Source organism: Nonomuraea polychroma, from assembly GCF_004011505.1.
In the GTDB taxonomy this organism is placed as follows: domain Bacteria; phylum Actinomycetota; class Actinomycetes; order Streptosporangiales; family Streptosporangiaceae; genus Nonomuraea; species Nonomuraea polychroma.
On sequence record NZ_SAUN01000001.1, the window covers coordinates 6,084,282 to 6,103,619 of the forward strand.

The 19,338-nt window shown below is 71.3% G+C and carries 18 protein-coding genes; 9 read left to right on the forward strand and 9 right to left on the reverse strand.

Features of this window, described 5'->3' with window-relative positions; translation table 11 throughout:
• The first annotated feature begins 5 nt into the window (after positions 1-5).
• A complete protein-coding gene (locus tag EDD27_RS27700) occupies positions 6-2,006 on the forward strand; it encodes an ATP-dependent DNA helicase (RefSeq protein WP_127934979.1) in 2,001 nt (666 codons plus the stop codon).
• A gap of 1,056 nt (positions 2,007-3,062) precedes the next feature.
• Here EDD27_RS27700 and EDD27_RS27705 read toward each other — a convergent pair.
• From EDD27_RS27705 to EDD27_RS27730, 6 genes are all read right to left on the reverse strand, one after another.
• Positions 3,063-3,818, reverse strand: a complete 756-nt coding sequence (locus tag EDD27_RS27705; protein WP_127934980.1) for an SGNH/GDSL hydrolase family protein — start codon at positions 3,816-3,818, stop codon at positions 3,063-3,065.
• Complete coding sequence (gene aroQ / locus EDD27_RS27710; protein ID WP_127934981.1) at positions 3,815-4,249, reverse strand: type II 3-dehydroquinate dehydratase; 435 nt, start codon at positions 4,247-4,249, stop codon at positions 3,815-3,817. The genes EDD27_RS27705 and aroQ overlap by 4 nt, the downstream gene beginning before the upstream one ends.
• Complete coding sequence (gene aroB, locus EDD27_RS27715) at positions 4,246-5,319, reverse strand: 3-dehydroquinate synthase (protein WP_127934982.1); 1,074 nt, start codon at positions 5,317-5,319, stop codon at positions 4,246-4,248. The genes aroQ and aroB overlap by 4 nt, the downstream gene beginning before the upstream one ends.
• Positions 5,316-5,816 carry a shikimate kinase gene (locus tag EDD27_RS27720; protein ID WP_127934983.1) on the reverse strand — a complete coding sequence of 167 codons (501 nt, stop codon included), beginning with the start codon at positions 5,814-5,816 and terminating at the stop codon, positions 5,316-5,318. Before EDD27_RS27720 ends, aroB begins: the two co-directional genes overlap by 4 nt.
• Positions 5,817-5,998: 182 nt before the next feature.
• Positions 5,999-7,180, reverse strand: coding sequence for a chorismate synthase (aroC, locus tag EDD27_RS27725; RefSeq protein ID WP_127934984.1), 1,182 nt, complete (start codon positions 7,178-7,180; stop codon positions 5,999-6,001).
• Between the two features lie 43 nt (positions 7,181-7,223).
• Positions 7,224-7,802 carry a prepilin peptidase gene (locus tag EDD27_RS27730; protein ID WP_206641683.1) on the reverse strand — a complete coding sequence of 193 codons (579 nt, stop codon included), beginning with the start codon at positions 7,800-7,802 and terminating at the stop codon, positions 7,224-7,226.
• A gap of 177 nt (positions 7,803-7,979) precedes the next feature.
• Here EDD27_RS27730 and EDD27_RS27735 point away from each other — a divergent pair, with 177 nt between their 5' ends.
• Both EDD27_RS27735 and EDD27_RS27740 read left to right on the forward strand, forming a co-directional pair.
• Positions 7,980-8,972, forward strand: coding sequence for a hypothetical protein (locus EDD27_RS27735; protein ID WP_127934985.1), 993 nt, complete (start codon positions 7,980-7,982; stop codon positions 8,970-8,972).
• Positions 8,951-9,955, forward strand: a complete 1,005-nt coding sequence (locus EDD27_RS27740) for a cation:proton antiporter (protein WP_127934986.1) — start codon at positions 8,951-8,953, stop codon at positions 9,953-9,955. The genes EDD27_RS27735 and EDD27_RS27740 overlap by 22 nt, the downstream gene beginning before the upstream one ends.
• A 37-nt stretch (positions 9,956-9,992) precedes the next feature.
• Here the strand turns inward: EDD27_RS27740 and EDD27_RS27745 are convergent, their stop codons facing one another.
• Positions 9,993-10,520, reverse strand: coding sequence for an SseB family protein (locus tag EDD27_RS27745; RefSeq protein ID WP_127934987.1), 528 nt, complete (start codon positions 10,518-10,520; stop codon positions 9,993-9,995).
• Between the two features lie 54 nt (positions 10,521-10,574).
• Positions 10,575-11,666, reverse strand: coding sequence for a barbiturase (gene bar, locus EDD27_RS27750; protein ID WP_127934988.1), 1,092 nt, complete (start codon positions 11,664-11,666; stop codon positions 10,575-10,577).
• A gap of 156 nt (positions 11,667-11,822) precedes the next feature.
• Here bar and EDD27_RS27755 point away from each other — a divergent pair, with 156 nt between their 5' ends.
• Genes EDD27_RS27755 through EDD27_RS27765 form a run of 3 tightly spaced genes read left to right on the forward strand, consistent with a single transcriptional unit; the run spans position 11,823 to position 14,758 of the window.
• Positions 11,823-12,506 (forward strand): alpha/beta fold hydrolase, encoded by a 684-nt coding sequence (locus tag EDD27_RS27755; protein WP_127934989.1) that lies wholly within the window; start codon positions 11,823-11,825, stop codon positions 12,504-12,506.
• Positions 12,507-12,549: 43 nt separating this feature from the next.
• On the forward strand, positions 12,550-13,635 hold the full coding sequence (locus EDD27_RS27760; RefSeq protein WP_206642216.1) for an FUSC family protein: 1,086 nt from the start codon (positions 12,550-12,552) through the stop codon (positions 13,633-13,635).
• A gap of 34 nt (positions 13,636-13,669) precedes the next feature.
• Positions 13,670-14,758, forward strand: coding sequence for an FUSC family protein (locus tag EDD27_RS27765; RefSeq protein WP_127934990.1), 1,089 nt, complete (start codon positions 13,670-13,672; stop codon positions 14,756-14,758).
• Positions 14,759-14,761: 3 nt separating this feature from the next.
• Here EDD27_RS27765 and EDD27_RS27770 read toward each other — a convergent pair whose 3' ends face one another.
• A complete protein-coding gene (locus EDD27_RS27770) occupies positions 14,762-15,931 on the reverse strand; it encodes a pyridoxal phosphate-dependent aminotransferase (protein ID WP_127934991.1) in 1,170 nt (389 codons plus the stop codon).
• A gap of 26 nt (positions 15,932-15,957) precedes the next feature.
• Here EDD27_RS27770 and EDD27_RS27775 point away from each other — a divergent pair, with 26 nt between their 5' ends.
• The 3 genes from EDD27_RS27775 to EDD27_RS27785 are packed head-to-tail and all read left to right on the forward strand — an operon-like array spanning position 15,958 to position 19,323.
• Entirely contained in the window at positions 15,958-17,670 is a 1,713-nt protein-coding gene (locus tag EDD27_RS27775; RefSeq protein ID WP_127934992.1) for an alpha/beta hydrolase, read from the forward strand.
• Complete coding sequence (locus EDD27_RS27780; RefSeq protein ID WP_164903816.1) at positions 17,667-18,587, forward strand: DUF418 domain-containing protein; 921 nt, start codon at positions 17,667-17,669, stop codon at positions 18,585-18,587. The genes EDD27_RS27775 and EDD27_RS27780 overlap by 4 nt, the downstream gene beginning before the upstream one ends.
• Positions 18,547-19,323 (forward strand): carbon-nitrogen hydrolase family protein, encoded by a 777-nt coding sequence (locus tag EDD27_RS27785; protein ID WP_127934994.1) that lies wholly within the window; start codon positions 18,547-18,549, stop codon positions 19,321-19,323. Before EDD27_RS27780 ends, EDD27_RS27785 begins: the two co-directional genes overlap by 41 nt.
• Positions 19,324-19,338 lie beyond the last annotated feature (15 nt).

Genomic DNA, 19,338 nt, shown 5'->3' on the forward strand with positions numbered 1-19,338 from the left:
GGTAAATGCGGGTAGCGTTTACTGCCGTGCCGGACTCCCATCTCCCGCCAGTGGACCAACTCCTCAACATCGCGGTCAGCGCTCTCGGAGGGAGCGAACGGCAGGGCCAGATCACGATGGTCCGCGCCGTGCAGCAGGCCATCGACGACGAGGAGCACCTGGCGGTCCAGGCCGGCACGGGGACCGGGAAGTCGCTGGCTTATCTCGTGCCGTCGATCCGCCACGCCATGGACAGCGACAAGCCGGTCGTGGTGTCCACGGCCACGATCGCGCTGCAACGCCAGCTCGTGGACCGCGACCTGCCCAGGCTGGCCGAGACGCTGGGCAAGGAGCTGCCGCACGAGCCGACGTTCGCGATCTTGAAGGGCCGCCGCAACTACCTGTGCCGTTACAAGGCCACGGCGGGCTGGCCCGAGGAGGACGAGCAGGACCAGCTGTTCGACCCGCGTGAAGTGAGCGCGACCGGCCGCATGGTGCAGCGCATCCAGGAGTGGGCCGAGGAGACCGAGACCGGCGACCGCGACGAGCTCGTGCCGGGGGTGAGCGAGCAGGCGTGGCGGCAGTTCTCGGTGAGCGCGCAGGAGTGCCTGGGCGCCAACCGCTGCCCGAGCGGCGCCGAGTGCTTCGCCGAGCTGGCCAGGGCCCGCGCGGGCGAGGTCGACGTGGTGGTGACCAACCACGCGCTGCTGGCCATCGACGCCATGGGCGACCTGCCGGTGCTGCCCGAGCACGAGGTCGTGGTGGTGGACGAGGCGCACGAGCTGGTGGACCGCGTGACGTCGGTGGTGACAGGCGAGCTGTCGGAGCTGACGGTGTCGCTGGCGGTCCGCCGGGTGGGCAGGCTGATCGAGCAGACGGTCACCGACCAGCTCCAGGAGGCGGGCGAGGACCTCAAGGCGCTCCTGGCCGCCGCCCCGCCCGGCCGCATCGACGAAATGCCGCAGGTGCTCGGCCTGACGCTGCAGCTGATCCGCGACACCGCCTGGCGCTGCATCACCGCGATGGGGCCGCGCGGCGCCGACAAGGACGACCCGGACAAGGCAGGGCAGCGCAAGGCCGCTTTCACGGCGCTGGACGAGGTGCACGACACGGCCGTACGCATGCTGGAGGCCTACGGGCACGCCTCCGAGGCCGACCGGGCGGAGGTCGTGTGGCTCGACGCGGGCACCGACCGGCGGCCGCCCATGCTGCGCGTGGCGCCGCTGAGCGTCAGCGGCATGCTGCGGGACAAGCTGTTCGGCGAGCGCACGGTGATCCTCACCTCCGCCACGCTGGCGCTGGGCGGCACGTTCGACGGGCTGGCCGCGCAGTGGGGGCTCGGCGACGCCAAGGGCTGGCAGGGCATCGACGTCGGCTCCCCGTTCGACCACCCCCGCGCCGGGATCCTCTACGTCGCCAAGCACCTCCCCCAGCCGGGGCGCGACGGGCTGCCGCAACAGTATCTGGACGAGATCGCCGAGCTGATCGAGGCGGCCGGAGGGCGCACGCTGGGGTTGTTCTCGTCGATGCGCGCCGCCAAGGCGGCCACGGAAGCGCTGCGGGAGCGGCTGGAGGTGCCGCTGCTGTGCCAGGGCGACGACTCCACGATGCTGCTGGTCAAGCAGTTCGCCGAGGACGAGCCGACCTGCCTGTTCGGCACGCTGTCGCTGTGGCAGGGCGTGGACGTGCCGGGCCCGTCGCTGCGGCTGGTCATCATCGACCGGGTGCCCTTCCCGCGTCCGGACGACCCACTGACGTCGGCCCGGCAGCGCCATGTGGCGGCACGGGGCGGCAACGGCTTCATGGCGGTGGCCGCCAACCACGCCGCCCTGCTCCTGGCCCAGGGCGCCGGCCGCCTCCTGCGCTCCCAGAACGACAAGGGCGTGATCGCCGTCCTCGACCCCCGCCTCGCCACGGCCCGCTACAGCAGCTTCCTCCTGGGCTCCCTCCCCCCGTTCTGGCGCACCACAGACCCCACCATCCCCCGCGCCGCCCTCAAACGCCTAGCATCCGAACCACCCGCATAACATCCCCGCTTTCTTGTCGCCCGCCGCCCCGTGACCGACCGTCCCGGACCCCGGGCCTCCCGAAGGGGCGCCTCCCCCTCGGGGGCGTCCCGGATCGGGGGCGTCCCAGTCAGGGCCCCCGGTCGCGGGCGTCCCAGTCGGGGGCGTCCCGGCCAGGGAACGTGTCGGTCCTGGCCAGGAACGTCTCGGTCCCGGTCACGGGCGTCCCTCTCACGGGCGTCCCGGTCTGAGGGCGTCCCGGTCGGGGACGTCCCGGTCAGGGAACGTGTCGGTCAGGGAACGTGTCGGTCAGGGAACGTGTCGGTCCTGGTCAGGAACGTCTCGGTCCCGGTCACGGGCGTCCCCGTCACGGGCGTCCCGGGCCGGAGGCGTCCCTGTCAGGGAGCATCCCGCGGCGGGAAGAGCCCCAACCGCGGGGCGTCCCCCGGTTGGAAGCGTCCCAACCGGGGGACGTCACGCGGCGAGGGCGCCAGGGGCTGGGAGCCATCCCGGGTTGGGGCGCCGGGCCGGGTCCTGCGGCCACCGCGCGCGTCGCACGTCGTTGGCGGTGGCGGTGAGGGTGGCGGTGGCGGTGGCGCACCTTCGGTTGGGGATTGCTCGACTCGGATCCTGTAGCCGTCGTCCCTCCTGTGAGGAACGGCCTGCGGCGGGCAGCCGTGCGTCATGTGACGCACTCCAGCCATCGGACATGGCACGTGGGCACATGCCACGTGGGCACATCGGCACTGTCCGCAGCCATGGGTGCCGCCCGAGCGCCGGTGCGGCGAGAGGCCGTGCGGCGGAGTTCGGCGCAACGCGAACGGCGGCCAGCACAAGCCACGGACCCGGACCCGGACCCGGACCAGCCGTCAAACCACCGACCCGGACCAGCCTTCGAACCACCGACCCGGACCGGCCTTCGAACCACCGACCCGGACCAGCCTTCGAACCACGGAGCCGGTCGAGGAACCGCTCGCGTAACGGCGGCCCGCCGGTGAAGGGATCAGAGGCCGTTTCCTGGAGGGCCCTCAGCCAAAGTACGGCGAGTGGCAGACCACGGCAACGCGTAACAAATGGTTATGAAAACGGGGTCAGATCAGGCCGCTTGGGAGGAAGCCCATCGCCGGAGGAAACCCCCCGGAGACGGCGCGCCACCCACGGAACGAGATGCTCCCGCATCCACTGGGCGTCCTCGCGCCGCCGAGCACGCGGATCCACCACTCTCGCGGGCCAGTCCTTGCGCCAGTCCTCGAACGGCACCCCCAGCACATCCAGCACCCGCGCCGCCACCAGCCGATGCCCGTCCTCGTTCATGTGCAGCCGGTCGGCGCTCCACGCCCGCCAGTCCCGCAACCCCTGCATAGACCACTGGTCGACGAGCCGGCACCCATAGAGGTCGGCGATGGACCGCACGTGCAGGTAGAAGATCGCGAACCGCCCGCGCAGCCGCCGCATCAGCGGCGTGTCCCGCGGATCCACCCCCGTGAACAGCAGCACGTCCGCCCCACCCGCCCGCAGGTCCCGCACGGCCCGCGCGACCTTCTTGGCCATCACGTCCGGGTCGCTGCCCGGCCTGAGCAGGTCGTTCCCGCCGGCACAGAAGCTGACCAGATCCGGGGCCATCTCGACGGCCACCGGCACCTGCTCGGCGACGATCTGGTCGATCAGCTTGCCGCGCACGGCCAGGTTGGCGTAGCGGAAGGACGGGTCCTCGGCGGCGAGCCGCTCGGCAACCCGGTCGGCCCAGCCGCGATAGTGCCCGTTGGCGCTGGGGTCGTTCAGTCCTTCGGTGAAGCTGTCGCCGAGCGCGACGAAGGACTTGTAGTGCCTCATGAGGTGGTGTTCATCTCCGCAATAGCCTGCAGCGCAAGGACGTACGACTGTAGCCCGAACCCCGCGATGGTGCCCGACGCCACCCCGGCCACGACGGAGGTATGGCGAAACTCTTCCCTGGCGGCGGGATTGCTGATGTGCACCTCGACGAGCGGGGCGGTGCGCTGGGCGATGGCGTCGCGCAGGGCGTAGGAGTAGTGGGTGAACGCGGCGGGATTGAGCACGACGGGGATGCGGCCGTCGCACGCCTCATGGATCCAGCCGATCATTTCGGCCTCGTCGTCGGTCTGGCGCACCTCGACGTGCTCGCCGAGCTTGCGCCCGGTGTCGCGGCAGAGCTGGGCCAGATCCTCGAACGTTTCGGCGCCGTAGACGTCGGGCTCGCGGGTGCCGAGCCTGCGCAGGTTGGGCCCGTTGAGCACGAGGATCATGCCGAGATCTCCTTGTAGGCGGCGTCGAGCAGCTCTTCCGAGGGGTCTTCGAGGAGGCCGGGCTTGGCGAGGTCGTCGAGCACCACGAACCGCTGCTTGGCGCCGCGGTTTTTCTTGTCCAGCCGCATGTGGTCGCGCAGTTGCGGCCACGCGTCGGCGCGGTAGGAGATGGGCAGGCCGACGCTGGTGAGGATCGCGCGGGTGCGGTCGACCAGGTCGGCGCGTCCGGAGAGCCGGGACAGCTCGGCGGCGTAGACCATGCCGATGGCGACGGCCTCGCCGTGGCGGATGCCGTAGTGCTCGTTGCGCTCGATGGCGTGGGCGAGCGTGTGGCCGTAGTTGAGGATCTCGCGCAGCCCGGCTTCGCGCAGGTCGGCGCCCACGACGTCGGCCTTGACCTGGATCTTGCGCTCGATCAGCTCGCGGGTGTGGGGGCCGTCGGGGCGGGTGGCGGCCTCGGGGTCGGCCTCGATGAGCCGGAGGATCTCCGGGTCGGCGATGAAGCCGCCCTTGATGATCTCGGCCAGGCCCGCCACGTAGTCACGCTTCGGCATGCCGTCCAGCGTGGACAACTCGCACAACACGCCCGCGGGCGGCAGGAACGTGCCGACGAGGTTTTTGCCCTCGGGCGTGTCGATGCCGTTCTTGCCGCCGACCGCCGCATCCACCATGGCGAGCAGGGTCGTGGGCACGAGCACCACCTGCACGCCGCGCAGCCACGTCCCGGCGACGAACCCGGCCAGGTCGGTCGTCGCGCCCCCGCCCACGCCGACGACGGCGTCGGAACGGGTCACGCCGTGGCGGCCGAGCGCCGACCACAGCCCGGCGGCCACCTCGACGGTCTTGGCCTGCTCACCGTCCGGCACGGGCAGCTCGACCACGTCGTAGCCGGCGTCGGACAGCGCCGCGCAGACCGGCCGGGAGATCTGCGGCAGGGTCTCCGGGCAGATCACGGCGACCGTGCGCACGCCCGGCTTGAGCAGCGTGGTCAGCTCTGCCAGCACGCCGGTGCCGACCACCACGTCGTAAGGGCTGTCACCGCGTACGGTGATCCTGGTCGCGGCGGTCATGCGGGCAGCCCCTTCACGATCTCGTCGGCGAGCTCTGCAGGCTCGCGCTTGTCTGTCACCACGGTCGCCACGGCGAGCCGCTCGTAGATCGGCCGCCGCTCTTCCATGAGCTTCTTCAGCTGGCTGCGCGGGTTGAGCACGAGCAGCGGCCGGGCGGAGGCGAGCCCGACCCGCTGGACCGCGTCCGAGAGCCCGACCTGCAGGTAGACCACGTGGTGGCCGGCGAGCAGCGCCTGGGTCTCCTCGTTGAGTACGGCGCCGCCGCCCAGCGACAGGATGCCGTCGTGCTCGGCCAGCGCCCGGCGTACGGCCTCGTGCTCCAGCTCGCGGAAGCGGCTCTCCCCGTCCTCGACGAAGATGTCGGCGACGGGCTTGCCCGCCACGGCCTCCACGTCGGCGTCGGTGTCGCGGAAGCCGACGCCGAGCCGCTCGGCGAGCAGCCGCCCGATGGTCGTCTTGCCGGACCCGGGAGGCCCGATCAGGACCACTGTGCTCATTGGTCGCTCACCAGCTCCTCATTCGCTCCGCGGAGTCCCATGTCGTGCCGAAGGCGCGCCGTTTGCACGTGTCGAGCCTCCATTCCGCTTCGCGGAGCCGCACTCTGTCCAAATGCTCGCTCTGCTCGCGGGCCGTCGGTTCGCTCCGTGTCATTTCACCCCTCCTCGTACGCTCCACCGTGTCATTTGATCACCATGGAGGAGAGGTAGCCGGACAGGTTGCGTGCGACCTCCTCGACCGAGTCGCCGCCGAACTTCTCCAGCGCCGCGTCGGCCAGCACCAGCGCGACCATGGCCTCGGCCACGACGCCGGCCGCCGGCACGGCGCACACGTCGGAGCGCTCGTGGTGCGCCTTGGCCGCCTCGCCGGTCTTGACGTCGATCGTGGCCAGCGCCCTCGGCACGGTGGAGATCGGCTTCATGGCGGCGCTGACCCGCAGGATCTCGCCGTTGGTCATGCCGCCTTCGACGCCGCCCGCACGATTGGTGATGCGCTTGACGCCGTCCTCGGCGGTGTATTCGATCTCGTCGTGGGCGCGGGACCCGGGCCTGCGCGCGGTCTCGAAGCCGTCGCCGACCGCGACGCCCTTGATCGCCTGGATGCCCATGAGCGCGGCGGCGAGCCGGGAGTCGAGCCTGCGGTCCCAGTGCGTGTAGCTGCCCAGGCCCGGCGGCAGGCCGTAGGCGAGCACCTCGACGACGCCGCCGAGCGTGTCGCCGTCCTTGTGCGCCTTGTCGATCACGGCGACCATGGCGGCGCTGCCCTCGGGGTCGGAGCACCGCACCGGGTCCTCGTCGATCCTGGCCAGATCGCCGGGCCCCGGCAGGTCCTCCGTCGGGGTCCGGGCGCCGCCGATCTCGGTGACGTGGCTGACGATGTCGACGCCGAGCGCCTGCTTGAGGAAACGCCTGGCGACCTCGCCGAGCGCGACGCGGGCCGCGGTCTCGCGGGCGCTGGCCCGGTCGAGCACCTGCCTGGCGTCGTCGAACCCGTATTTCTGCATGCCGGCCAGGTCGGCATGGCCGGGGCGGGGGCGCGACCTGGGCGCGTTGCGCGCCAGGCCCTCCAGCTCGGCCGGGTCGACCGGGTCGGCCGCCATGACCTTCTCCCACTTGGGCCACTCGGTGTTGCCGATGCGGATGGCGACCGGGCTGCCCATGGTCCGCCCGTGGCGCACGCCGCCGACGATCGTGACCTGGTCCTGCTCGAACTTCATCCGGGCGCCGCGGCCATAGCCGAGACGGCGGCGGCGCAGGGCCTCGTCGATCGCGGCCGTGGTCACCTCCACCCCGGCGGGGAGGCCTTCCATGATGGCGACGAGTTCGGGCCCGTGGGACTCTCCGGCGGTCAACCAGCGCAACATGCGTACAAGTCTTCCATGTGCGGCCTAGTGAGACGTCCCACGTTCACGTGTCGAGACACAGCACCGTGAACGCCCCCAACAGCATGAACGGCCCGAACGGGAACTGCGTGTGCCTGGTGCCGTGCCCGGTCACGAGCAGCGCCAGGGCGTAGAGCGCGCCCAGCAGCTGCCCGCAGAACGCGGCGACCACCCAGGCCTGCCAGCCCAGCGCCGCGGCCGCCATGCCGATGAGCCCGGCCAGCTTGACGTCTCCGAGCCCCAGCGCGTCCGGTCTGATGACCCACAGCAGCCCGTAGATCGCCGCCAGCGCCGCCCCTCCGGCCAGCGCTCTCGGCAGCTCGCCGGTGGGCAGGAGAGCGAGGGCGATGATCGGGTACGCGGGAAGCGTGATCGCGTCGGGCAGAAGCGTCGTGCGCCAGTCGATGACGGCCAGAGCGACGCCGATCACGGCGAACGGCACGTAAGGGAGGCCGAGGCGCCAGGCGACCAGCGCGGTGACGGCGGCGGTCACCAGCTCGGCCTTCGGCGGCCAGGCGGGCTCCGGGAGGCCGTCGTAGGTGTCGGCCAGCGCCCTGATGCGGTGTCCGCAGAGGAGTCCGGCCAGCGCCATGAGTGCGACCACGAGCCGACCCTAATGCGGGCCCTGGCCCTCCCGCGGCCGATCAACGGAGCCGGCATGGACCCGCCCGCCGACCGGCGCGGTGTTCACCTTGCGGACCCCGATGGAAGCGGAACGGCGCCGTACAGTTCGAAAGCGGTGCTATTGCGGTGACGGCCGACGATCACGGACACTTCCCGCGTGGACAGGGATCGGTTCGCCAGGATCGCGGTCGTCATCGCGACGTTCGTGCTTGCCCCAGTGTTACTGGAGATGCTGGCCTGGTACATCGAGGGTGAGGATTACAACCTGTCCCGCGCGCTCACCGTCCTCGCCGTGGTGGGCGGGCTGGCGGTGATCGCGCTCGTGGCCGGCCGGATCCGCGGCAGGCTGCCGGTCATGCTGGTCGGCGCGATGACGGTGGCCTCGGTGGGCGGGCTGGTGCTGGGGTTCGTCGCCGGATTCGGCCCCGTCCTGTGGAACCGGAGCATCTCCGGCGAGCTGCTGGGCCTGTCGCTGATCGGGATCGCCGCGTTCACCGCGCTGACCGGCTCATACCTGCTGTTACAGTTTCGGCGCGGTCTTTACGTGCCGCACCTCGAGGCCACGGCCGTGCCGTCTCCGACGACCACGAAGCGTAAGGTCATCGGCGAGTCCGAAATCCTCATCCGCACCCAGCCGGAGATCAGCAACGCCCTGGAAAAGGCACTCGCCAGCTGCGTGTCTGTGATCGACCAGGAGGACCTGCACTTCGTGGCCTACTTCGGGCCGGAGGGCTGCGCGTTCTACACCGACGTGCTCGACGATGCCGACCTGCGGCACTTCTTCCACGCGACCACGCCCGAGGAGCGGCGGATCACGTACCTCCGGCTGGGCCGCCAGCTCGACTGGCTCGGTCACCGGCTCGACACGCACCTGCGGTTCCTGGAGAGCGGCACGGTGATCAGGACGGTGCTGGACGTCGAGCGCGGCGCTCTCTTCCACTACTGGGTCGACCACGGCCGCTACCTCATCGGCGTCACCCTGGACCAGCGCAAGGTCGATGTCGCCGACGACAAGATGGCCAAGCTGGTGGACCTGATCCGCGGCCATTTCACGCTTCCGCCGATCAACCAGCGAGCCCGCCCCGAGCCCGGAGCCGGGAACATCCGGGCGATCAAGAAAGACGAGCCGTGGCCCGAGTCTGGCTCCTGATCCTCGTCCTGCTCGCAGGATGGGGCACCGCACGGCTCACCGGCATCGCCGATCTGGAGACGTCCGAGACGTACCTGCTCGCCAGTCAGCTGCTGCTGGCCATCGGCCTGTACGGGAGCACGCACGACATCGACAGGGCCGTCGCACGCGCCCATGCCCGGCTGATCGTGGCGGCGGTCACGGTCGGGGTGGTGCTGAAGGCGGCGCTCATCGCGAGCGTCCTCTACCTGTTCACCGGCGATCCACTCGCGGTGGTGCTCGCGGTGGCGGTGGCGCAGATCGACCCGCTGTCCGTGGCGTCCGTCATGGGCGACTCGCGGCTCTCGCCCAAGGCCCGCACGATCCTGGCGGCGTGGGCATCGTTCGACGATCCGGTGACGGTGGTCCTGTCGGTGTACGCGGCCACGCTGGCGTTCTCGTCCGACGGGATCTCCGTGTCCCATCTGGCCGATCTGGGATGGAACGCGTTGTTCGCCGCGGTGGCGTACGCGGTGTGGCGGCTGGTGCGGCGCGGCCCGGCCTGGCTGATCAACACGGCGGCCGTCGCCGCGGTGCTCGTGGGCGCGTGGACGTTCCTGATGCTGGCGGTGGCGATCATCGGGCTGTTCCTGCGGCTGCCCGACGGGCGGCGGCTGGCGCAGGCGGTGGCGGTGGCGTTCCCGCTTGCGGCCTTCCTCATGGGGATGCTGCTGGTGAACGGGATGGCGCCGGCCGAGGGCATGCTGCTGGGGGCGGTGGCGTTCTGCGCCCAGGTGCTCGCTGCCGCGGCGCTGACCTGGGGACTGCCGGTGATCGACCGGGTGCGCCTGGCACTTGCGCAGCAGAACGGGGTCACGGCCGTGATCCTGGCGCTGGTGTTCGAGCGGTCGCTGGACGGATTCGTGGCGGTGGTGGCGCCGGCGGTCGTGACCGTCAATCTCCTGCACGCTCTGGCGAACCGCGCGGCGGACACCTGGGAACGGCGCCGCTCGTCCGTGCCCTGACCCGGTCCATCGCCGGGGGAACCGACGCGTCCCCGGCTCAGCGCCGGGAGAACCAGCGGCGCCTGCGTACCGGCTCCACTGTGGCCACGGTCGCGCGCTCGAGCCGGTCGGCGGTGCCGGACTCGATCGCCGCCAGCGCCTCCAGCACCGCACCCTCGATCACGAACTGCACCGGCCCTGCCACGTCCACCACGACCGCCGCCGCCTGCTCCTGCACGGCGGCCCGGCACACCTGCAGCGTGGTGGCCTGGATCGGCCGCGCGTCCGGCCGCCAGCCGGCCAGCGCCTCCGCCCCGGTGAACGCCAGCACCGCCTGCCTGCCGTCCTGCCCGACGAGCTTGGGCAGGGCCATCTCGCTCTCCTTCTCCTGCCGCAGCCCGTGCGCGCCGACCTCGGACTCGGTCAGCAGGGCGACGACGGGCACCAGGAGCCTGGCGCCGGTGAGGGCGTTGAGCACGTCAGTGGGCTCGGCCGTGCCCGCCTGGTAGGCGGCGAGAGCGGCGGCCACCGCGGGCGCGGCGCGGCCGTCGTCGCCGGGGTCGAGTGGCTGCGGAATGCTGGGCACAGCATTTGAGTCTACCTGCGCCGAGCCTCGGCCCGGCGGCGGGCCGCATTGCCGCTACCCGAGGTCGGAGATGGCCGCCACCGGGCCGCCTCCCGACGGGCCCTGGTGCACGGCGGCCACCGAGACGAACACCGCGGGGTCGCCCGTGACCGAGGCCGCGACCCCGCCGACGGCCGCCTTGATCTGGCGGTGCCAGTGCACGTCGGAGTCGTCCAGCATGATGTTGCGCCGCCCTCGCACCCGCCCCGACGGATCGGCCTCGCACTTCATGAAGACGTTCACCAGCCGGCCGCCCAGGTCCGACGGATGGGGCCGCTCGGGCAGCGGCAGTCCGGAGTCCCTGATGGCCTCCCAGATGCCGTCGGCGTCCAGGGCGTCCTTCATGACGCTGTGGCCGATGCGGTAGCGTCCGCCGATCCCCCGCACGTTGCCCACCAGCACGATCTGCGCCCGGTCCAGCTCCACCCCGGACGAGCAGGAGGCCACCGAGGAGTACAGCGACAGGTCCTTGTGGATCTGGTCGGCGCGCGGCATGTCGATCTCGCCGAGCGCCACGGCGATGCCGAGGGCGGTGGTCGAGTTCGACAGGTCCATGGAGGGGCCGGTCTCCTCGATGGCGGTGTCCTGGCCGCGGCTCTTGGCGTCGGTGATGGTGGCCAGGGTGAGCAGCGGCGTCTTCGTCTGTACGTAGTGGACGTCACGCGGGTCGTCGATGCCGGCGATCTTCATGGCCTCGCGTACCCCGGCGGCGACCTTCTCCACCATGGCCGGACGGCCGATGTCCTCGGGCAGGATGACCTCGCTCATCGCCACCCCGACCGACAGGCGCGGCTCCTCGGAGGCGGGGGCGTTCGCGGTGGTGGCGAAGATGGTGGCGTGCGGGCTGAGCACGCCGTCGGTGCCGCCCGACCACACCAGGGGCACGCTCTCCGGCGCCGGGTGCCCATGCTCGGCCAGCACCTCGCGGAAGGCGCGGTCGGCCAGGATGCGGGTGTAGTCGTTGACGCCGCCGTTGCCCTCGGTCTTGCCGATGACGGCCAGCACCCGCTCCGCCTCGATGACGCCGTCGGCGATGAGCCGCGACAGCCCGGAGGCGTCGGTGACGCTCTCGATCGGCACCTTGCGTACTTCGATCGGTTCCGGCATGCGACGTCCCTTTCCTCTGCGCCCGTTCGTGACGCTAACCGAGCCGGTCAGCGGGGTTCATGGGCAATGTCTGCCCATGAACCCCGCCTGCCATGTCAAGGTGCGCTGAGCGCCACGGTCGGGGACTGCCGGGCGGCCTCAACGTAATCTAAACGCGTGATTCGCGAAGCACACGTCAACGGGATCAAGCTCGTCTACCGGGAGGAAGGTGATCCCGCCGCTCCCCCGCTGCTGCTGATCCACGGCCGCAGCGCGAACCACAACGATTGGAACGGCATCACCCAGCACTTCGCGGCCCGCCACCACGTGCTCGTCCCGGACCTGCGGGGACATGGGGCCAGCGACTACCCGGGCGCGTACGCGCTGCCGGACATGGCCCAGGACATCGCGGGCCTGCTCGATCACCTGACGGCGGAACCGGCAACGGTGATCGGGCACTCGCTGGGCGGCATGGTGGCCTACCAGCTGGCCATGACCCATCCCGGCCGCGTCGAGCGGCTCGTGCTGGAGGACGTGCCGCCGCCGCTGCCGTTCAAGGACCGGCCCCCCATCGTGGACGACGGCTCCACCGGGTTCGACTGGCGCATGATGCACGACACCGAGCGTCAGTTCCTCGATCCGGATCCGGGCTGGCTGGCGGGGCTGGCCGGGATCACCGCGCCGACGCTGGTGATCTCGGGAGGGGCGGCGAGCCCGTTCGACGCCGCCGGGACGGCTGCGCGGATTCCGGGGGCCAGACTGGTGACGATCGAGGCCGGGCACCTCGTCCACGTGACGGCGCGCCGGGCGTTCCTGCTGGCGGTCGACGACTTCGTGAACGACCGCCTCACCGCGCCGTAACGCGCGTGTTACCCGCAGGGGCAAGGGTAGAGGCGTGGTCGAGATGCACGTACACGAGCGCCTGAGCAGACTGCGGCTGATGGCGCCGCCGATCGGCCAGTGCGCCGTGGCCGCCGCTCTCGCCTGGCTCGTCGCCAAGGACCTGCTCGGGCACAGCCGCCCGTTCTTCGCTCCCATCGCGGTCGTCGTGTGCATCGGCGTGGGACTCGGTGTGCGGCTGCGGCGGGTCGTCGAGCTGGTCGTCGGGGTCAGCCTCGGCGTCGGCGTGGGTGACCTGCTGGTGTCCTGGATCGGCTCGGGCCCGTGGCAGATCGCGCTGGTGGTGGCGCTGGCGATGGCGGTCGCGGTGCTGCTCGACAGCGGCTCTCTGATCGTGCTGCAGGCCGGCTCCTCGGCGGTGCTGGTGGCGACCTTGCTGCCGCCGAGCGGCACGGGAGGGATCGACCGGATGGTCGACGCTCTGGTGGGCGGTCTCATGGGGCTGGCCGCGGTGGCGCTGCTGCCCGCCAGCCCGTCGGCGCTGGCGCATCGGCACGCGGCGGGGATGTTCGACGCGCTCGCCGACGCCCTGCGGGGCATCGCGGAGGCCATCGAGAAGTCCCAGTCGAGCCTGGCCGCCGAGGCGCTTGATGCCGCGCGGGGCAGCCAGACGAACGTGGAGGAGTTCAAGCAGGCGCTGGAGACCAGCCGGGAGATCGCCACCATCTCGCCGCTGCACCGGCACCGCCGTACCAGGCTGGAGGGGTACGAGAAGGCCGCCGTGCCGCTCGACCACGCGCTGCGGAACACCAGGGTGCTGGCCAGGCGGGCCATTGTGGCGCTCGACGGCTCCAGCGCGCTGCCGCCCTGGCTGCCTGAGACGCTGCGCGCGCTGGCCGACGCCACGCTGCTGCTCAGAGACGAGCTGGCGGAGGGCCGCACGCCGGAAAAGGCCCATGAGGCGATCATGGCGGTGGCGTCGCGGCAGGGCGCCGAGCGGTGGGGGTTCTCGGCGGACGTGATGATCGCGCAGGTCCGGTCGATCATCGTGGATATGTTGCAGGCCACCGGCGCCGATCGTGAAGAGGCCGTGGTCGCGCTGCCGCCGCTGGACGCCTTCACCGAAAAGGACTTTTCCGAGGGAACGTGACCTTAATGTCACAAAGATCCGCCAAGGTAGAAGCGTGCGAACCTGGCTCAGCGATCATGTGAAGGACCGGCTGAGCACGTTCGGCCTCATCGTGCCGTCCATCGCGCAGTGCGCTGTGGGCGCCGCGCTGGCCTGGGTCATCGCCAGGGAGCTGCTCGGCCACCCGCAGCCGTTCTTCGCGCCGATCTCCGTGCTGATCTGCGTGGGCATCGGTCTCGGACAGCGGCTGCGGCGAGTCGTCGAGCTCGTCGTGGGCGTCAGCCTCGGCGTCGGCGTGGGCGACCTGCTGGTGTCCTGGATCGGCTCGGGCCCATGGCAGATCGCACTGGTGGTGGCGCTGGCGATGACCATCGCGGGACTGCTGGACAGCGGCGCGTTGTTCGTGGCCCAGGCCGGGTCGTCGGCGGTGCTGGTCGCCACGCTGGTGCCAGGAGCGGGCGCAGGCGGGCTGGACCGCATGCTCGACGCGCTGACCGGCGGCCTCATCGGCATCGCGGCTGTCGCGCTGCTGCCCGCGAGCCCCTTCGCGATCGCGGCCAAGCACCTGTCGGGGGTGCTCGACGCGCTGTCCACGGTGCTGGAACGGGCCGCGGAGGCCATCGAGAAGCGGGACGTGGACCTCGCCGCGGAGGCGCTGGAGGAGGCGCGCGGCACGCAGGCGGCGGTGGAGGAGTTCGAGCAGGCGCTGGAGACCAGCAAGGAGATCACCATGATCTCGCCCCTGCACTGGCACCGGCGGGCCCGCCTGGCCCGGTACGAGACCGCCGCCCAGCCCGTCGACCTGGCCCTGCGTAACGCCCGGGTGCTGAGCCGGCGCACGCTGGCCTCGCTCGGAGAGGCGAGCCCGCCCCCGGCGGCGCTGGCCGAGGCGATGCGTGAGGTGTCGGAGGCGGCCTTGCTGCTGCAGCTGGAGCTGGGGGCGGGGCGGGAGCCGACGCTGGCGCAGCAGGCGCTGCTGGCGGTGGCGGCACGCGAGCGGCCGGAGCAGCTGGGCTTCTCAGCCCATGTGATCATCGCCCAGCTGCGGTCCGTGGTCGTGGATCTGCTGCAGGCGACCGGGATGGAGCACGCGGAGGCCACGGCCGCGCTCACTCCGCTCGACGACAAGGCCGGGCGGGAGTGAGGCTCAGGCTCCCGAGAGACGCTTGAGCCTGGTCACCGCCTCGTCGATGACCTCCTCCTTCTTGCAGAAGGCGAACCTGACGAAGTGCCGCCCGCGCTCGGCGTGCTCGTAGAAGACCTGGGTGGGGATCGCCACCACCCCGGCCAGCTCCGGCAGCCGCCTGGTCAGCTCCAGCCCGTCGGTGAACCCGAGCGGCCTGATGTCGGTCTGCACGAAGTAGGTGCCCGCCGGCTTGAGCACCTCGAACCCGGCCGCCGCCAGCCCTTCCATGAGCCGGTCGCGCTTGTCCTGGAGCCCGGCGCGCAGCGCGGCCACCCACTCCAGCTCATGCCGCAGCCCGTACGCGACCGCCAGCTGCCACGGGGCGCTCGCGGTGAACGTGAGGAACTGCTTGACCGTCTGCACCGCCGTGACCAGCGGCGCCGGCGCGCACACCCACCCGGTCTTCCAACCGGTCACCGAGAACGTCTTGCCCGCCGAGGAGATCAGCACGGTGCGCTCCCGCATGCCGGGCAGCGTGGCCAGCGGAATGTGCTCGACCCCGTCGAACGTCAGGTGCTCGTACACCTCGTCGGTGATCGCGACGAGGTCGTGCTCCCTGCACAGCTCGGCGATGACGGTCAGCTCGGAGCGGGTGAACACGGTCCCCGTCGGGTTGTGCGGAGAGTTGACCAGGATGGCGCGGGTACGCGGCGTGACGGCGGCACGCAGCTCGTCCGGGTCGAACGTGAAACGGCCCGCGACCGGCCGCAGCGTGACGGCCACCAGCCGGGCCTGGGCCAGCGCGATCGAGGCGGCGTAGGAGTCGTAGTAGGGCTCGAACGCGATCACCTCGTCGCCCGGCTCGCACAGCGCCAACACGCTGGCCGCGATGGCCTCGGTGGCGCCCACCGTGACGAGGATCTCGCCGGCGGGGTCGTAGGACAGTCCGTAGTGCTCGGCCCGGTGCTCGGAGACCGCGCGGCGCAGCTCCGGCATCCCTGGCCCAGGGGGGTATTGGTTGGCGCCCGACATGATCGCCTGCATCGCGCGATCCAACATCGCCGCAGGTCCGTCGGTGTCGGGGAAACCTTGACCGAGGTTGATCGATCCGGTCTGAACGGCGAGCGCGCTCATCTCGGCGAAAATCGTCGTCCCGAAGGCGCGCATCCTGGCCACAAGAGGTTCCGTCACACCGTCAGACTATTAGTCTTCCTCCCGTGATCACTCGGGTCGTGCTCGCCCTCGCCCTGTCCGCGCCTCCCGTCATGACCTTCACCCCACAGTCCGCCGTGCCCGGGTCACGCGACTGCCCGGTCGCCATGCCGCCCCGCACGACCTGCGGTTTCCTCACCGTGCCTGAGCGCAGGGACGCACCCGGAAGGAAGATCAAGGTCGGCTACGCCGTGCGCCATTCGACCGTGAGAGGGCACAAGCCGGATCCGGTCGTGTACATGAGCGGCGGCCCGGGGTCGGCGTCGATCCAGCTCACCGGCTTCCTGAGCCAGATGTTCCCGGACCGTGACGTGGTGACGATCGAGCAGCGCGGCGGCCCGTACTCCGAGCCGGCCCTGGGCTGCCCCGAGACGGCCGCGGCGCTGCTCGGGCAGCTTCGCACGCCGCCCGCCGACGTGGGGGCGGCCGCCGTCACGTGCCGCGACCGGCTCCGCGAGCAGGGCGTCGACCTGCGGGGGTACAACACGAAGGAGATCGCGGCCGACGTCGTCGCGTTACGCGGGGAGCTCGGCTACGAGTCGTGGAACCTGTTCGGCGTCAGCTACTCGACGCGGGTCATGCTGGACGTGGCCGCGGCCGACCAGAAGGGCACCCGTTCGGTGGTGCTGGATTCATTCCTGCCGGAGCGCGTCACCTGGTACGACGACGCCGACCGCAACCTCGCGGACACGATGACCCTGCTCGGCGTAGGGGACGAAGCCGCGGCCACGACCGCCAGGCTGAACGCCTCACCGGCGCGGGTGCCGGTCGCCGACCCGGTGCTCGGCAGGGGGTTCACGGCGCGGATGACCGGCGACGACGTGGCCACGATCATGGCGGAGGCGCTGCACGAGGCGGACGTGGCCGCGGTGGCGCCGACGCTGGTCCCCGCGCTGGCCGGCGGGCACGACGAGCTGCTGCGACCGCTGGCGGACGCCGTGGGCGAGGGGCTGACGTCGCACGCGTTCGGGCTGTATCACGCGGTGCAGTGCCAGGACGAGGTCCCGTTCAACACCTTCACCGCCAAGTCCCGGCTATTCACCGTGAACGCCGACAAAGCGGTGTGCGACGCGTGGCGGCTCCCCAAGTCCACGCCGGTCGGCAGCGTCCCCAAGGCCCCGGTGTACGTGCTCGGCGGCCAGTACGACCCCACCACCCCGCCCAGGACCAGCAGGCCCGCCGCCGAGGCGCTCCCCACCGGCCGTTTCGCCGAGATCCCCGGCGCCGCGCACGCCGTCTTCCTCACCAGTGAATGCGCCCGGAGGAAGATCGCCGGGTTCGTGGCCGACCCGGCCGCCAACACCGCCGCGCCCTGCCTGGACGACGCCGACCGGCCTGGCGACCTGCACGTGACCGGCGCTCCGTACCAGATCTCCCGTTCGCCCTGGCTGGCCGCGCCGTTCGCGCTGTTCGCGCTCGCGGCACTGGTCCAGCTGGTGACGGGTGCGTTGAAGGGCCGGTCGCTGGCGGCGTTCGGCGGGCTGGCCGGCGTGGCGTTCGCCGGGCTGGTGACGCAGTCCGTGTACGGCCAGGCGGCCAGGAACGCGACGGCCCTGGCCGTCGGCGTCCCCGGCGTGGTGGACATGTACACCTGGATCGCGGTCGCGTCGGCCGTACTGACCACGGCGGTGCTGCTCCGCGACCGCCGATGGCCACAGATCACCGCAACCGTCATCAGCGGCGGATTCCTCGTATGGTGGTTCACCTGGGTCCTATGACACGTATCCGAGAGCTCGACGCCCTCCGCGGCTTCGCGGTGGGCGGCATCATGCTGGTCAACACCTGGCAGCACACCCCCCACGAGCCGCCGAACACCCTCGACTGGACCATCGAGGCGTTCTTCCAGAGCCGGTTCTATCCGATCTTCTCGTTGCTGTTCGGCATCAGCTTCATGCTCTTCCTGCGCGGCAACAGCCGGTGGGCGCTGCTGAGCCGGCTGTTCTGGCTGTTCTGCATCGGGCTGGTCCAGCACACCTTCTACAAGGGCGAGGTACTGACCGACTACGCCTTCTACGGGGCGGTGGTGCTGCTGCCCGCCTCGTTCCTGGCGCCGGGGATGCCGGTGCTGCTGCTGGGGCTGGCGGCGCTCGCGTGGGCGTTGATGGTGGGCGGAGGTCCGCTGCTGATCCCCGGCCTCTTCCTGGTCGGCATGGCCCTGTGGGAGCTGCGGCCGCCCAGGTGGCTGCTGCTGCCGGGGTTCGCGGCGGCGGCGATGGCCACCGCGCTGCTGACGGCCGCGTGGGACCTCACCAACGAGTGGCTCGCCTACAGCATGGCCGCGCTGGCCGGGGCGGCGGCGTACTCGCTGGGGCTGCTGCTGGCGCTGCGGCCGTCGTTGTCGGCGGTGCTGGAGCCCCTGGGGAAGATGGCGCTGACGAACTACGTCTCGGGCACCGCGGTGATCGTCCTGACCGGTTCGCTGCGGGAGCCCGACCCGACCCGCTGGTCGGTGGTGGCCGTGGCGCTGGTGACCGTGGCCGCGCAGGTGGTGTTCAGCCGGTGGTGGCTGGCGCGGTTCAGGTACGGCCCGCTCGAGTGGGTTTGGCGGTGCCTGACCTGGTTTCGACTGGTGCCTAACAGGTTAGAGTCGGGCCGTGACCACAATCGCCCTCTGCCAGATCCCGGTGTCTCCTGATCCGTCGACGAATCTCAAGAGGGCCAGGGAGGCGCTCTCCCGGGCCGAAGGGGCCGATCTGGCCATTTTCCCCGAGGCCACGCTGACCCGGTACGGGCGGCGCATCACGAGCCTGGCCGAGCCGCTGGACGGGCCGTTCGTGTCGGGCCTGGCGGAGGCGGCACGCGAGCACGGCACGGCGGTGATCGCCGGTGTTTTCGAGCCGGGCGAGGGGCGTGTGCACAACACGGCGGTGGCCATCGACGGCCGGGGCTCGATCACGGCGGCGTACCGGAAGATCCACCTGTTCGACTCGTTCGGCGCGAAGGAGTCGGACCTGGTCGCGCCCGGGGCCGAGCCGGTCGTCGTGGACCTGGCCGGGCTCAGGGTGGGCCTGATCACCTGCTACGACATCCGTTTCCCCGAGATGGCCAGGGCGCTGGTCGACAAGGGCGCGGAGCTGTTCGCGGTGATCGCGGCCTGGGGGTCGGGGCCGCTGAAGGAGGACCACTGGGTGACCCTCGTCAGGGCGCGGGCCCTGGAGAACACGATGTGGACCGCGGCCGTCGGCCAGGCGCCCAACCCGGCCGAGTCGTCCGACGGCTACGGCGTGGGGCGCAGCATGCTGGTGGATCCGCTGGGCGTGGTCCGCGCCGATCTCGGCACCGCGCCCGGCGTACAGGTCGTGCGGGTGGACCAGGAATGGACCGCCACGGCCCGGGCCACGCTCCCGTGCTTGGAACACCGGGTTTTGTAGGGGTCAACCGATCGT

Excerpts from the sequence above, each read along its gene's own strand:
- EDD27_RS27700 (WP_127934979.1), top strand. The coding sequence starts at position 6 with ATGCGGGTAGCGTTTACTGCCGTGCCGGACTCCCATCTCCCGCCAGTG.
- EDD27_RS27705 (WP_127934980.1), bottom strand. The coding sequence starts at position 3,818 with ATGAGGCACTACAAGTCCTTCGTCGCGCTCGGCGACAGCTTCACCGAA.
- aroQ (WP_127934981.1), bottom strand. The coding sequence starts at position 4,249 with ATGATCCTCGTGCTCAACGGGCCCAACCTGCGCAGGCTCGGCACCCGC.
- aroB (WP_127934982.1), bottom strand. The coding sequence starts at position 5,319 with ATGACCGCCGCGACCAGGATCACCGTACGCGGTGACAGCCCTTACGAC.
- EDD27_RS27720 (WP_127934983.1), bottom strand. The coding sequence starts at position 5,816 with ATGAGCACAGTGGTCCTGATCGGGCCTCCCGGGTCCGGCAAGACGACC.
- aroC (WP_127934984.1), bottom strand. The coding sequence starts at position 7,180 with ATGTTGCGCTGGTTGACCGCCGGAGAGTCCCACGGGCCCGAACTCGTC.
- bar (WP_127934988.1), bottom strand. The coding sequence starts at position 11,666 with ATGCCGGAACCGATCGAAGTACGCAAGGTGCCGATCGAGAGCGTCACC.
- EDD27_RS27760 (WP_206642216.1), top strand. The coding sequence starts at position 12,550 with ATGCACGTACACGAGCGCCTGAGCAGACTGCGGCTGATGGCGCCGCCG.
- EDD27_RS27780 (WP_164903816.1), top strand. The coding sequence starts at position 17,667 with ATGACACGTATCCGAGAGCTCGACGCCCTCCGCGGCTTCGCGGTGGGC.